The sequence below is a fragment of the Pseudomonas sp. NFX71 genome (genome assembly GCF_048079215.1).
Taxonomy (GTDB): domain Bacteria; phylum Pseudomonadota; class Gammaproteobacteria; order Pseudomonadales; family Pseudomonadaceae; genus Aquipseudomonas; species Aquipseudomonas fluorescens_B.
The window spans coordinates 5,810,351-5,824,178 of record NZ_CP182230.1; the positions used below are offsets into that span (position 1 = coordinate 5,810,351).

Below are 13,828 nucleotides of genomic sequence, written 5' to 3' on the forward strand. Positions count from 1 at the left end.
ACGCAGCGGCTGGCCGGGTGGACGATCAACGGTTGGCGAAATACATCGTCACTTCGAAGCCAATGCGCAGATCGGTAAACGCGGGTTTAGTCCACATGGGTCATTCCTCTTCTTGTGCCGGACGATTCCGGTAAAGCCATTAATGCACGGGGCGGCAGGCGCCCGAATGCTACTTTCGAAGGAGGTTGTGGGGTGCGTTGGTAGGGGGTATGGCGGGGAGTTCAAGCACACACAAACCAATGTGGGAGCGAGCCTGCTCGCGATGGCGGCGTGACAGTCAACATCAATGTTGAATGTACTGGCCTCATCGCGAGCAAGCCCGCTCCCACAGGGGGATTGTGGTGTTCTTGCGGGGGTTAGAAGAACCCGAGCGGATTGATGTCGTAGCTCACCAGCAGGTTTTTGGTCTGCTGATAGTGATCGAGCATCATCTTGTGGTTTTCACGGCCGACACCGGATTTCTTGTAGCCACCGAACGCAGCGTGCGCCGGGTACAGGTGGTAGCAGTTGGTCCAGACACGCCCGGCCTTGATCGCCCGACCCATACGGTACGCACGGTTGATGTCGCGGGTCCACAGGCCGGCACCGAGGCCGAACTCGCTGTCGTTGGCAATCGCCAGGGCTTCGGCTTCGTCCTTGAACGTGGTGATGCCCACCACCGGACCAAAGATTTCTTCCTGGAACACGCGCATCTTGTTGTGCCCCTTGAGCAGGGTCGGCTGGATGTAGTAACCGGTCGACAAGTCGCCTTCGAGCCGCTCGGCCGCGCCGCCGGTGAGCAGTTCGGCGCCCTCCTCCTGGGCGATTTTCAGGTAAGAGAGGATCTTGTCGTATTGCTGCTCCGACGCCTGGGCGCCGACCATGGTTTCGGTGTCCAGCGGGTTGCCGCGCTTGATCTTGACGATCTTTTTCATCACCACTTTCATGAAGTCGTCGTAGATCGATTCCTGCACCAGCGCTCGCGATGGGCAGGTGCAGACTTCGCCCTGGTTGAAGAAGGCGAGCACCAGGCCTTCGGCGGCTTTCTCGATGAACTGCGGCTCGGCGTTCATGATGTCTTCGAAGAAGATGTTCGGCGACTTGCCGCCCAGTTCGACGGTGCTTGGAATGATGTTCTCGGCCGCACATTTCATGATGTGCGCACCAATCGGGGTGGAACCGGTGAAGGCGATCTTGGCGATGCGCTTGCTGGTGGCCAGCGCCTCACCGGCTTCGCGACCGAAACCTTGCACGATGTTCAACACACCGGCCGGCAGCAGGTCGGCAATCAGTTCGGCGAAGATCATGATCGACAACGGCGTTTGCTCGGCCGGTTTGAGCACGACACAGTTACCGGCCGCCAGGGCCGGGGCGAGTTTCCACGCGGCCATCAGCAGCGGGAAGTTCCACGGAATGATTTGCCCGACCACGCCCAGCGGTTCGTGGAAATGATAGGCGGTGGTCAGCTCGTTGATCTCGGCGGCGCCGCCTTCCTGCGCGCGAATGCAGCCGGCGAAGTAGCGGAAATGGTCGGCGGCCAGCGGCACGTCGGCATTCAGGGTTTCGCGCACGGCTTTGCCGTTGTCCCAAGTTTCGGTGACAGCGAGAATTTCTAGGTTTTGTTCGATGCGATCGGCGATTTTCAGCAGCACCAGCGAGCGGTCCTGCGCCGAGGTCTTGCCCCAGGCATCGGCAGCGGCGTGAGCGGCGTCGAGGGCTTTGTCGATGTCGGCGGCGCTGGAGCGCGGGAACTCGGCGATCACTTCACCGGTGACCGGCGAGGTGTTGGTGAAGTATTCGCCATTGACTGGCGCGACGAACTCGCCACCGATGAAGTTGCCGTAGCGCGCCTTGAACGTGACGACGGCGCCTGGTGTTCCGGGTTGTGCGTAGATCATGGTGAGCCTCTGTCTGGGTCGATGCCTGTCGGGCAAACAGGCGATGAACCGATAGTAGAGAGCCCCGCGTGCCGAACGAATGCGCCGTTGGCAGGGGGGTTCTCGTTATTTGGTAGTAGTCGCCGCCGGGTCAGCAGGCTTTTGTGGCGAGGGAGCTTGCTCCCGCTGGAGTGCGAAGCGCTCCCGAACCCAGACGCTGCGGTTTATCTGTCACACCGCGTTGGCCGGATTTACGACTGCTTCGCAGCCGAGCGGGAGCGAGCTCCCTCGCCACAGGTACGTCATTACCCCAGGGTTGTGGTGGTTGGGTCAGTGTTTGGCGACCAGGTCTTTCGGCAACTTGAACGTCCAGAGCATGCCGCCCTGGTTGAAGTCTTTGATGCGCTTGGCCACTTCACCACCCCACAGCGGAACAGCACCGCCCCAACCGGACAGCACCGAGACGTACTGCTCGCCATCCATTTCCCAGGTCACGGGCGAACCCAGCACGCCGGAGCCGGTCTGGAATTCCCAGACTTTCTCGCCGGTCTTGGCGTTGAATGCCTGGAGGAAACCTTCCGGCGTGCCGGTGAATACCAGGTTGCCCTTGGTGGTCAGCACCCCGCCCCACAGCGGCGCGAAGTTCTTGTGACGCCAGACTTCCTTGCCGGTTTTCGGGTCGATGGCGCGCAGCACGCCGATGTAGTCTTCGTTCAACGGCTTGATGGTGAAACCGGCACCGAGGAACGCCGCGCCTTTCTTGTAGGCAATGCCTTCGTTCCAGATGTCCATGCCCCATTCGTTGGACGGTACGTAGAACAGCCCGGTGTCCTTGTTGTAGGCCATCGGCATCCAGTTTTTCGCGCCGAGGAACGCCGGTGCGACGAACACCGAACTGCCTTTGGCTTCAGTGCCCGGTGCGCCAGGACGGCTGGCCTCGTTGTAGATCGGCCGGCCCTCTTTATCGAGCCCGGTGGCCCAGGTGATCTTGTCCACGAACGGGAAGCCGCGAATGAATTTGCCGTTGGTGCGGTCCAGCACGTAGAAGAAACCGTTACGGTCGGCAGTTGCCGCCGCTTTGATTTCCTTACCGCCTTCGGTGTAGTTGAACGAGACCAGCTCGTTCACGCCGTCATAGTCCCAACCGTCGTGGGGCGTGCTCTGGAAGTGCCATTTGATCGTGCCGTCGTCAGGGTTCAGCGCCAGACGTGACGAGGAATAAAGGTTGTCGCCAGGACGCAGGTGCGAGTTCCACGGCGCAGGGTTGCCGGTGCCGAACAGCAACAGATTGGTTTCCGGGTCGTAGTAACCGCCGAGCCAAGGTGCCGCGCCGCCAGTTTTCCACAGATCGCCCGGCCAGGTCTTGCCCGCTTCGCCACCGGAAATGCCGTTCTCCACGGCTTTGCCGTCCTTGTAGACATAACCCATGTGCCCTTCGACGGTCGGGCGACTCCACAGCAAGTCGCCGTTTTTCGGGTCATAGGCTTCAATCTTGCCGACCACCCCGAACTCGCCACCGGCCACACCGGTAATCAGCTTGCCGTTGATCACCAGCGGCGCTGCGCTGATGGAATAGCCTTCCTTGTGGTCGGCGACTTTCTTGCTCCAGACGACTTTGCCGGTGTCTTTGTTCAGCGCCACGAGTTTGGCGTCGAGGGTGCCGAAGAACACCAGGTCGCCGTACAGCGCCACGCCCCGGTTGATCACGTCGCAGCACGGGCGGATGTCATCGGGCAGGCGCGCATCGTATTGCCAGAGCTTCTTGCCGGTGCGCGCGTCCACCGCAAACACCCGCGAGTAGGAACCGGTCATGTACATCACGCCGTCCTTGATCATCGGCTGTGCTTGCTGACCGCGTTGTTTTTCGCCGCCGAAGGAGAAGGCCCAGACCGGCCGCAAATCCTTCACGTTGTTGACGTTGAGGGTGTCGAGCGGGCTGTAGCGCTGACCCTGGACGCCCAGACCGTTGGTGACGATCTGCTCCGGGTTCTTGGGGTCCTGGAGAATGTCCTGATCGGTGACGGCGGCCAATGCCGTGCCGGACAACAGCATGGCACTGAGCAACAGGCTCAAGACGAAGGGTTGGCGACGTGCGGGTTGGGTCATGACGGCTGCCTCTGCGGTTTTTGTTATACCCGGGAAATTTTCCCGGTCTGGTGCAGATTCTTGGGCGCCGCCGCCCTTGCAACAATTGCCCGCAGTGCGGAGATTGCTAGTTCCTTAGTAGCGGGTCGGAGGAGATGAACACCGGTTTTTGTGATCGACACCAGTTCCCTGTGTGCGAGCCTGCTCGCGATGAGGGCCTGACAGTCGATATCTTTATTGACTGCTACACCGCTATCGCGAGCAGGCTCGCTCCCACAGGGTTGCGTGTTTTCACTTGGTTGCGGCGGCATCGACTCGGGGCATTTGTGCACGCTCGTAGCGCGGGTAGAGATGACTGACGCTGCGAATCAGCTCATAGCGACTCAGGCTGATACTGGCGAACCGTTCAGGGATGGGACTGCGGATCATCTCGCCCATGTCGCTGCCATTGGCCGCGCCATCACGCATCAGTTGATCGAGCCAGCCCAGGTAATCGCGCATTTGCTCGAAGGGTTTTGCGTCCGTGGCGACCGGGCCGTGGCCGGGGACGATGAGCGTCCACGGCAAGCCTTGCAGCGTCGCAATGTCCGCCAGCCACACCGACAAACCCGGACTGTTGGGCGTGGTCAGCGCCCGTTGATAAAACACCAGATCCCCGGCAAACAGCACGCCGGTTGTCTGGTCGAGAATAGCCAGATCAGCGCCCGTGTGCCCACCCAGGCTCAGCAGACGCAGATCGTGATTCCCAAAAGTTCGCACGCCCGGCGTCAGCGTCTCGGTCGGCAACACCACTTCGGTGCCACGCATCCAGTCGCCCACCAGTCGGTACATGTTCTCGGCCATGGCATCGCCCTGCTGTTTCAACAGCTCGACTGTACCGCCCAACGCGCCAATCGGTACGTCGCTGAAGGCCTGATTGCCCAGCACATGATCGGGATGATGATGGGTCAGCAGCACCTGGATCACCGGTTTGTCGGTGGTCGCGGCAATCGCTTTGCGCATCGCTTCGCCGTATCGCCTGGACGGCCCGGTGTCGATCACCACCACGCCGCGCTCGGCGACGATGAACGCGGTGTTGACGATGTTGCCACCGTTGTCCTTGGCGAAATTGTCGGTGCTGCCTTCCAGCAGCCAGGTGTCTGCGGCGATCTGCCGGGGCTTGAGTGAATAGTCGAGATCGGCCAACGCAGGAAGGCTCAGGCTCATGAACAACAGCAGCATCCAGCGCATCACGCGCTCCTTTGAGTCAGGGTATGGCCGCATCAAACTGGTTGCCGCTGTTGTCGCGCAGCAACAAGCGCGTCTGCCCTGCCCCTTCAATGTCGAACGCCAGGCTGGGGTTTTCGCTGACGGCGGGAAACAGTTCGAGGCGGGCCAGCAACCGGTCGTTGTGATCGCGCAACTCGGCATGGTTGATGAAGAATTCCGGGATACCGCTGACCATGCCGTTGTCCATCGGATGCGCCACCTGCAAGCGCAAGCGGCTGTATTCGCCACGCGGGTAGCGCCCGCCGATGACTTCGCCAATGTGTTCTTCCCAACCCGGCTGGGTGCGCACCACGCTGGGCGCCGTGCAGCCGCCGCCCGCCGCATCGATCAGGGTCGAGCCGACATGCCACAATCCATCGCGGGTCAGCACCGCTGCACGCAACGGCGTGGCTTGTTCGACACGAATGCGGATCGACAGCCACGGCAGCACGCGATCCAGCGGTTGAAAATCGACAATTTTCGGCAACGGATTAAGCTCGGCCCAGGCAAGGATTTTTACCACCTCGCCCTTGAACGCCCGGGCGTCGATTTCCAGCGGCACTTGCCGGGCATCTTCGGCGAACGGCGGCGCCATCAGCTTGACCCGCTCGTCGAACACGAACGGCGCATCGCCAAGCATTTGCTTGTGATAGAAGGCCCACATCACCGACGGCACCGGGTCTTTACCCGGTTCGATGACTGCCGCGTGCGCGGCGAAGGGTAGCCAGCAGGCCAACAGGCAAAACGCGCTCCAGTTCACTGTTGATACATCTCCGGCACGTCATAGCGCAGGCCGTAACGGGCATAAATGGCTTTGACCGAGCCTTCACGGATCAGGGTTTCCAGGGTTTCTTCCACGGCATAGGCCAATTGACGATTGCTTTCGTGCACCGCCATGCCGATCTCCCAGAGTTGCTTGCCCATGTTCGGATAGGCGTTTTCCGCCAGCGCGAGTTGCGGGTCCGCCGCCTCGTGAACCTGCCAGTCGATCTCGCCGCGCATCGCCATGACCGCGTCGACTTCACCGGCCTTCATGGCCGCGAACGCCTGGGGCACACCGGGATAGTGGCGGGTTTTGCCGGCGAGCATGCCGCTGAACACCGAGGTCAGGTAGAACGACGGCACGCTGTCGACCTCGACGCCAATCGGGTGGTGCTCGAACACCGCGACGCTGCCCACCGACTCCAGCCGGCGGCGGTCATACGCGACCTGCCATTGCTCGTTCTGGTACGGACCGAACATCACCACATGGCCGTTTTCCAGCTCGCCCAGTTCGTTGCGCTTGCGCGCGTAATCCTGATCATAGGGCACGCGCATCATCAGGTCGGCCAGTTGCAGATCGTGCAACTGGCTGGCGCGCCAGATGTAGTCGCGCAGGTCGTCGTCGAGCTTCTCGCCGGCAGGCGCCCAGATCAGTTTCAAGTGAACGCCAAGGGCTTTGGCCAAGGCCTCGGCCAGTTCGACATCCACACCACGGGGCTGGCCGGCGTCTTCGAAACTGTAGGGAGCAAAGTCTTTGTAGACCGCCACCTTCAGCTCCCCGGCAGCGATCATTTCGTCATAGGTACGAATCTGCGCCTGCACCACCTGGCAGCACAGCAGCACAGCGCTGATCAACACAGCGAGCAGGCGCATGCATTACTCCTCGACGTGAACGCTGTCCAGGTAAGTGCGCACAGCCCACAGGGCTTCCTGACTCAGGTAATCAGCCATCTTTGGCATGTACACCCGGCCGTCCCTCACGGCGCCGTGGCGGACCCGTTCGACGAACCATTCATCACCGGCCTCGCCGACGTCGAGCATGCGCAAATCAGGGGCGATGCCGCCAGATTTCGCTTCCAGACCATGACAGGCCGCGCAGTTCTGGTTGTAGGCCGATGAGCCGATTTCGACGGCTTTATCGTGCTCGGCTGTCGTACGGTAAGGGTTTACTGCCGCCCAGCCATCGCCATCAACCTGCACGCCGGCGTCCTTGATCGGGGTCAGTCCCTTGGTTTCGACGGCTTGTGGCACCACGTTGCCGTGGGCCCAGACCGAACCTGCACTGATAAAGCCGGCCAGCAGTCCGGCAACGAGCAAGGCGTTGCGTTTTGTTGTCATTGTTATGCCCTCAGGATTGCACGCAAAACCTCTTGGCAGAGGCTATGGCAACCATCTTAGGAAGCGTTTCACGCAAGCCCCATGCTGCTTTGGTGGCCGCCGTCCAGTACCTTGGTAGTAGGGCTTGTGGCGCACACCCAAATCAGGTGCCGCATGGGAAATATTCCCGGCAACAGCGGGACTTTTTCCGTATTCGCCACCCCGTCGGACACACCACCCTGTGCAGGCCAAAACCTCCACTGGGAACTGCAACCATGACAATAAGATCGCTACCCGCCCTTTCCCCTTTGACCCTCGCCGTGCAAGCCTTTTTGCTGGTGAGCAGCCTGACCCTGAGCGCTGCCGGCCAAGCCGCGACCGAACCCGCGAAGCCGACACACGATGTGAGCTGGGAAGACATTGCCAACGATCACCTGACCACCAAGGATGTTCTGCAATACGGTATGGGCACCAACGCCCAGCGCTGGAGCCCGTTGGCCCAAGTCAACGACAAGAACGTATTCAAGCTGACACCCGCCTGGTCCTATTCATTCGGCGATGAGAAGCAGCGCGGCCAGGAATCCCAGGCGATCGTCAGTGACGGTGTGGTGTACGTCACCGGTTCGTACTCGCGGGTATTTGCCCTCGACGCCAAGACCGGCAAGCGCCTGTGGACCTACAACCATCGCCTGCCGGACAACATTCGTCCGTGCTGCGATGTGGTCAATCGCGGGGCGGCGATCTATGGCGACAAAATCTACTTCGGCACCCTCGACGCGCGCCTGATCGCGCTGGACAAGAACACCGGCAAAGTGGTGTGGAACAAGAAATTCGGCGACCACGCCGCCGGCTACACCATGACGGGCGCTCCGGTGCTGATCAAGGACAAGACCAGCGGCAAGGTGCTGCTGATTCATGGCAGTTCCGGCGATGAGTTCGGCGTGGTCGGGCAACTGTTTGCTCGCGACCCCGACACCGGCGAAGAAGTGTGGATGCGGCCTTTCGTCGAAGGCCACATGGGTCGTTTGAACGGCAAGGACAGTACCCCGACCGGTGACGTCAAGGCGCCGTCCTGGCCGAACGATCCGACCACCGAAACCGGCAAGGTCGAAGCCTGGAGCCACGGCGGCGGCGCCCCTTGGCAGAGCGCCAGTTTCGATCCGGAAACCAACACCATCATCGTCGGCGCCGGAAACCCTGGCCCGTGGAATACCTGGGCACGCACCGCCAAGGATGGCAACCCGCACGATTACGACAGCCTCTACACCTCGGGCCAGGTCGGCGTCGACCCGAGCACCGGCGAGGTGAAATGGTTCTACCAGCACACCCCGAACGATGCCTGGGATTTCTCCGGCAACAACGAGCTGGTGCTGTTCGACTACAAGGACAAGGACGGCAAAGCGGTCAAGGCCACCGGCCACGCCGACCGCAACGGTTTCTTCTACGTGGTCGACCGCAACAACGGCAAATTGCAGAACGCCTTCCCCTTCGTCGACAACATCACCTGGGCCAGCCACATCGACCTGAAGACCGGGCGGCCGGTCGAGAACGAAGGCCAGCGCCCGGCGAAACCGCTGCCGGGCGAAACCAAAGGCAAACCGGTTGAAGTGTCGCCGCCGTTCCTCGGTGGCAAGAACTGGAACCCGATGGCCTACAGCCAGGACACCGGGCTGTTCTACATTCCGGGCAACCAGTGGAAAGAGGAATACTGGACCGAAGAGGTCAACTACAAGAAAGGCTCGGCGTATCTGGGCATGGGTTTCCGCATCAAGCGTATGTACGACGATCACGTCGGCACCCTGCGCGCGATGAACCCGACCACCGGCAAAGTGGTGTGGGAGCACAAGGAACCCCTGCCACTGTGGGCCGGCGTGCTGGCGACCAAGGGCAACCTGGTGTTCACCGGCACCGGCGATGGTTTCTTCAAGGCCTTCGACGCGAAAACCGGCAAGGAGCTGTGGAAGTTCCAGACCGGCAGCGGCATCGTCTCGCCGCCGATCACCTGGGAACAGGACGGCGAGCAGTACATCGGCGTGACCGTCGGGTATGGCGGTGCGGTGCCGTTGTGGGGCGGCGACATGGCCGAGCTGACCAAACCGGTGGCTCAGGGCGGGTCGTTCTGGGTGTTCAAGATTCCGAGCTGGGATAGCAAGGTGGCGAAGAAGTAACACGCCAACCCCCTGTAGTCACAGGGGGCTTGCCTGTATTCAGCAAGCCCTTCTGTGGCGAGGGAGCTTGCTCCCGCTGGGTCGCGAAGCGGCCCCTCCATACTTCAGCAATACCGGGTTGTCCGGGTTTGCGACTGCTTCGCAGTCGAGCGGGAGCAAGCTCCCTCGCCACAGGAACCTGCCTGGCCACAGTTTTGTGTATCCCGCCGCCTCTCCATTCCGAGGACCTGCCATGAACTATCTACCTTTGATACTGTTGCTGACTGCACTTCCGGCTTACGCCACCGATGACGGCGAAGACACCCCGTTGATCATCAATGGCTGCACCATCGCCGAACACAGCCCCTGCCCCGGCGCCAATCTAAAAGGCGCCAACCTGAGCAATCAGGACCTGCGCAACATGAACCTCAGCGGCGCGGACCTGCGCGATGCCGACTTGCGTCACGCCCGCCTCGACCTCGCCAATCTGGAAAAAGCCCAGCTGCAAGGCGCCAACCTGACCCGGGCCAGCCTGCAACAGAGCAACCTGCGCCTCGCCGATTTCACCGGCGCGACGCTGATGGCGATTCAGGGTTGGGGAATGTTCGCCCAAGGCGCGCAATTCGAGGACGCCAACCTCAGCGGCGCCTATCTGCAATTCGCCCGGCTCTCCGGGGCCAGATTGCACAACGCCAACCTGCGGGCGGCCGACCTGGAGATGACCTGGCTGAGCAAGGCTGATCTCAAAGGCGCGGATCTTAGCGATGCCAATCTGCAGGAGGCCAAGTTTGGCGAAAGCAACCTGGAGCAGGCGAACCTCAATGGCTCGCGCCAGCATTATGCGAATTTTCAGGATGCGAATATGGAGGGTTGCAGCGGCTGCCCGACGACGTGGAACAAGTGAGCCCCGAATCGACAATGCAACACAGACCTCCTGAGAGAGCGAGCCTGCTCGCGACGACGGTATGGCAGCCAATATCAATGTTGAATGTTATGCCCTCATCGCGAGCAGGCTCGCTTCCACAGGGTCCTGCGGTGGATTGAATCATCTCGCCACCCGCACCACCCCCATATCAATCCCCAAATGCACCAGCTCGGCGTGGGAACTGACCTGCAATTTGCTCTTGAGCAAGGTCAGGTGATTGGAGACGGTCTTGCTGCTGATGCTCAACTGCTCGGCAATCAACCGGGCCGGGGTGCCTTTGGCGAGCATCACGAAAATCTCCAGTTCACGCTGGGTCATGCTCTGCAAACGCGGATCGCTGGCGTCCTGCTGCGGATGACAGACCAGTTGAGTCGCCAGCGGTTGTTCGATGTACGCGTGGCCGGCGAGGATGCGCCGCACAGCCTCGATCAATACATCCGGCGCCGAGCTTTTGGTCAGGTAGCCCGAGGCGCCCGCGTCCAGTGCCTGGCGCACCAACGGCAGCTCATCGTGCATGCTGAAAAACAGCACGCGCAATTGCGGCAGGCGCTGTCGCAGGCGGCGCGTGGTTTCCAGCCCGCTGATCCCCGGCAAGCCGAAATCCATGATCACCAGATTCGGCACGGCTTCCTGAACCTTGGTCAGCGCCTCTTCACCCGTTGCGGCTTCACGCACTTCCATCGCCGGCAACAACGCGCGCAACAAACTCGCGTAGCCCTGACGGACCACCGCATGGTCATCCACCAGCAGAATATTCATGACGCCTCCAAAGGCATGCTCAAGGCCAGCGCCCAACCGGCGCCGGGGTGGCTGATGATGCGTAGCTCGCCGCCCAGACTGCGGGCACGCTCGAACATTGAATACAAACCGACGCCCGGTCGCTGTGGCGGGTGCGCACCGCAACCGTTGTCACGCACCAGCAAGCGCAACCGCCCGCCACGGTGGTGCAGGCGCACCCGCACTTCACTGGCACCGGCGTGGCGGGCGACGTTGGTCAAGGCTTCTTGCAACAGGCGGTAGAGATGGGTCTTGTCCGGTGCGGACAACGACGGCAAGTGCGCGCTGACCCGTAACCGGCAATCGATCCCTTGTCGGGCTTGCCAGTGTTCCACCAGCAACCCGAGGGCTTCGGCCAGTGGCAGGTGTTGCAACACCACCGGGTAGAGGTCGTGAACCAACGCTCTGAAACCGTGTTGAAGGTGTTCGCAGTTGTGCTCCAGCTCACGCACCGTGCGCTCAACGGTGTCGGGTTGATCGGCGACCAACCGCAACAGACAGGCCTGAGCCCGAATCCCCGCCAGGTATTGACCGAGGTCGTCGTGCAGGGTCTGCGCCAGATGGGTGCGTTCCTGTTCCTGCACCGCCAGCAAGGTCTGGGTCAGTTGCGTGTTGTCGGCGCATGCCTGTTCCAGCGCTTCGGTCATGCGGTTGAAATGCGTCGCCAGTTGCTGCGCTTCCGGCAGTCCTTGCGCACGCAATCGCACCTTGAGCTGGCCGCCGGAGACCTGCCGCAACGCGCGCAGCAACTCGTCGAGCAGGCCCATGCCCCGGCGCACGGCCCAGCGAATGGTCAACAGACTCAACAACAACGCCAGACCGCACAGGCTCAGTAATTGCTGGAGGGAATCCCAGACTTCATCGATTTCATCCCGTGGGTCGACCGCGATCTGCACGCGTCGGCCATCCTGCAAATCCAGGACCCGCGCGTGGTGCCGGGCCTCGGCAAACAGCAATCGCCCGAGCCAGGCGTCGAGCCCGTCCTGCGTCGGCAGTTGTACCGCCTCGCCCGGTTCGAGCCAGCGCACCCGCACGTGACGCAGACTTTGCGTCAGCCGTGGTTGCAGGCTGACGGGATCACGCTCGGCAGTTTGGCTCAAGTATTCGACCACCGCCTCGGCGGATTGCAGCTCACGCTCCACATCCGCCAGCGCCTGGTGCACCAGCAAGCCCATGCACGCAAAGGTGACCAGGGCGAAGAATCCGCAGACCCAGAGGTTGATCCGCCACAGCGCTGACATGCCTAGCGCCCCGGTGTCGCGGGCAAAACCTGCAGCGACGCGGGGCGCGGGCTGTGGAGCTTGTCGACGCCGATCAGACTCAGGATCAGCAGTAACGGCAGGAGCAGCGCTTTGAGAATACGCATGGTCGATCTCCTCCAGAGTGATGGCCGTTGTTGTCCATGCTAAAACCGCGCCGCCCTCGGCGAGTTACTACCTTGGTACTGCCTCACTGGTACTTTCTGCATATTTCATCCTGTCCTCAGGCTTCCTATGCTGGCGCTAACCCCCGTGGAGTGCCTTATGCGCCAGCTTGCCCCTTACGCCCTGATCTACGTGCTGGCGATTGCCTGCGCCGCCGGGCTGGCGACCCAGAGTCAGGCGGCCGACGCGCCCTTGCAGGTGCAGATCGGCTACCTGGGTTATCGCCCTGATCCGGGACCGTTGCTGTCCAACGTGATTCCCGAGCCGGTCGATGCCGGAGGGCGTGGCGCCGAGCTGGCGATCACCGACAGCAACAGCACCGGGCGCTTTCTCAACCACAGTTACAGCCTGTCCAGCGCCAACGTCGACAGTCCCGAGGCCTTGCTTGAAGCCGCCAAGACTCAGCACGCGCAAGGTCTGCGCCTGTTTGTGGTGAACGCCCCCGTGGCCAGCCTTCGCCAACTCAGCGCCGCACTGCCCGACAGTTTGCTGTTCAACGCTGGCAGCCCGGATGACAGCCTGCGCACCACCGACTGCTTGCCGAACGTGCTGCACACGCTGCCGAGCCGAGCGATGCTGGCCGATGCGCTGGCACAGTTTCTGGTGGTGCGCAAATGGCAACGGGCGCTGCTGATCGTCGGCCCGACCGCTGACGATCAAGCCTATGCCGCCGCCCTGCGCCGCTCGGCGAAGCGCTTCGGCGTGCAACTGGTCGCAGAAAAAGCCTGGAGTTTCGATAACGACCAGCGCCGCAGCGCCCAGGCCGACATGCCGCTGTTCACCCAGACTGCCGAGTACGACGTGGTGCTGGTGGCCGATGAGCGCGGCGACTTCGGCGAATACGTGCCCTACCAGACCTGGTATCCGCGCCCGGTGGCCGGCACTCAAGGCCTGACCCCGGTGGGTTGGCACAAGACCGTGGAAACCTACGGCGCCGCCCAATTGCAAAAGCGCTTCGAAGCCATGGCCGGGCGCTGGATGAACGACCGCGACTTTGCCGCGTGGATGGCCGTGCGCAGCATCGCCAGTGCAGTGAGCAAATTGCGTCAGACCGATCCGATGGCGATCCGCACGCTGGAAATCAGCGATCAATTGCCACTGGATGGTTTCAAGGGTCGCAAGCTCAGTTATCGCCCGTGGAACGGCCAGTTGCGCCAGCCGATCCCCATCGTCCAGCCCCGGGCGCTGGTCAGCACCTCGCCGCAGGACGGCTTTCTGCACCCTTTCAACGAAATGGACAGCCTCGGTTACGACAAGCCCGAAGTCAGCTGCCGCTTTCCCTGATCT

The 13,828-nt window shown here is 61.8% G+C and carries 13 protein-coding genes; 3 read left to right on the forward strand and 10 right to left on the reverse strand.

Going from position 1 to position 13,828, the window contains the following annotated elements; genetic code table 11:
* Positions 1 to 25: 25 nt before the first annotated feature.
* The 7 genes from pqqA to pedF all read right to left on the reverse strand — a co-directional run bounded on the left by pqqA (position 26) and on the right by pedF (position 7,289).
* Positions 26 to 97: a pyrroloquinoline quinone precursor peptide PqqA gene (pqqA, locus tag ACM1ZW_RS26900; RefSeq protein WP_003253598.1), complete on the reverse strand. Its 72-nt coding sequence runs from the start codon at positions 95 to 97 to the stop codon at positions 26 to 28.
* Positions 98 to 356: 259 nt separating this feature from the next.
* Entirely contained in the window at positions 357 to 1,877 is a 1,521-nt protein-coding gene (locus tag ACM1ZW_RS26905; protein WP_052909709.1) for an aldehyde dehydrogenase family protein, read from the reverse strand.
* A gap of 309 nt (positions 1,878 to 2,186) precedes the next feature.
* A complete protein-coding gene (locus tag ACM1ZW_RS26910; RefSeq protein WP_017339451.1) occupies positions 2,187 to 3,962 on the reverse strand; it encodes a PQQ-dependent methanol/ethanol family dehydrogenase in 1,776 nt (591 codons plus the stop codon).
* A gap of 270 nt (positions 3,963 to 4,232) precedes the next feature.
* Positions 4,233 to 5,171: a quinoprotein relay system zinc metallohydrolase 1 gene (locus ACM1ZW_RS26915; RefSeq protein WP_416739723.1), complete on the reverse strand. Its 939-nt coding sequence runs from the start codon at positions 5,169 to 5,171 to the stop codon at positions 4,233 to 4,235.
* A 16-nt stretch (positions 5,172 to 5,187) separates the two neighbouring features.
* Positions 5,188 to 5,949: a quinoprotein dehydrogenase-associated SoxYZ-like carrier gene (locus ACM1ZW_RS26920; protein WP_414885245.1), complete on the reverse strand. Its 762-nt coding sequence runs from the start codon at positions 5,947 to 5,949 to the stop codon at positions 5,188 to 5,190.
* The gene (locus ACM1ZW_RS26925; RefSeq protein WP_017339454.1) at positions 5,946 to 6,824 is read right to left on the reverse strand and encodes a substrate-binding periplasmic protein; all 879 of its coding nucleotides are present in this window, start codon (positions 6,822 to 6,824) and stop codon (positions 5,946 to 5,948) included. The genes ACM1ZW_RS26920 and ACM1ZW_RS26925 overlap by 4 nt, the downstream gene beginning before the upstream one ends.
* A gap of 3 nt (positions 6,825 to 6,827) precedes the next feature.
* Complete coding sequence (gene pedF, locus ACM1ZW_RS26930) at positions 6,828 to 7,289, reverse strand: cytochrome c-550 PedF (protein WP_017339455.1); 462 nt, start codon at positions 7,287 to 7,289, stop codon at positions 6,828 to 6,830.
* A 254-nt stretch (positions 7,290 to 7,543) separates the two neighbouring features.
* On the opposite strand from pedF, the gene exaA reads away from it, so the two are divergent.
* Positions 7,544 to 9,436, forward strand: coding sequence for a quinoprotein ethanol dehydrogenase (exaA, locus tag ACM1ZW_RS26935; protein WP_416739724.1), 1,893 nt, complete (start codon positions 7,544 to 7,546; stop codon positions 9,434 to 9,436).
* Between the two features lie 232 nt (positions 9,437 to 9,668).
* Positions 9,669 to 10,319, forward strand: coding sequence for a pentapeptide repeat-containing protein (locus ACM1ZW_RS26940; RefSeq protein WP_414878465.1), 651 nt, complete (start codon positions 9,669 to 9,671; stop codon positions 10,317 to 10,319).
* Between the two features lie 141 nt (positions 10,320 to 10,460).
* On the opposite strand, the gene ACM1ZW_RS26945 is transcribed toward ACM1ZW_RS26940, so the two are convergent.
* The 3 genes from ACM1ZW_RS26945 to ACM1ZW_RS26955 are packed head-to-tail and all read right to left on the reverse strand — an operon-like array spanning position 10,461 to position 12,483.
* Positions 10,461 to 11,099 (reverse strand): response regulator transcription factor, encoded by a 639-nt coding sequence (locus ACM1ZW_RS26945; protein WP_017339458.1) that lies wholly within the window; start codon positions 11,097 to 11,099, stop codon positions 10,461 to 10,463.
* Positions 11,096 to 12,358 (reverse strand): histidine kinase, encoded by a 1,263-nt coding sequence (locus ACM1ZW_RS26950; RefSeq protein ID WP_416739725.1) that lies wholly within the window; start codon positions 12,356 to 12,358, stop codon positions 11,096 to 11,098. Before ACM1ZW_RS26950 ends, ACM1ZW_RS26945 begins: the two co-directional genes overlap by 4 nt.
* Positions 12,359 to 12,360: 2 nt before the next feature.
* Positions 12,361 to 12,483, reverse strand: coding sequence for a hypothetical protein (locus tag ACM1ZW_RS26955; RefSeq protein WP_017339460.1), 123 nt, complete (start codon positions 12,481 to 12,483; stop codon positions 12,361 to 12,363).
* A gap of 157 nt (positions 12,484 to 12,640) precedes the next feature.
* On the opposite strand from ACM1ZW_RS26955, the gene ACM1ZW_RS26960 reads away from it, so the two are divergent.
* Positions 12,641 to 13,825 (forward strand): ABC transporter substrate-binding protein, encoded by a 1,185-nt coding sequence (locus ACM1ZW_RS26960; RefSeq protein WP_414885249.1) that lies wholly within the window; start codon positions 12,641 to 12,643, stop codon positions 13,823 to 13,825.
* Positions 13,826 to 13,828: the final 3 nt, after the last annotated feature.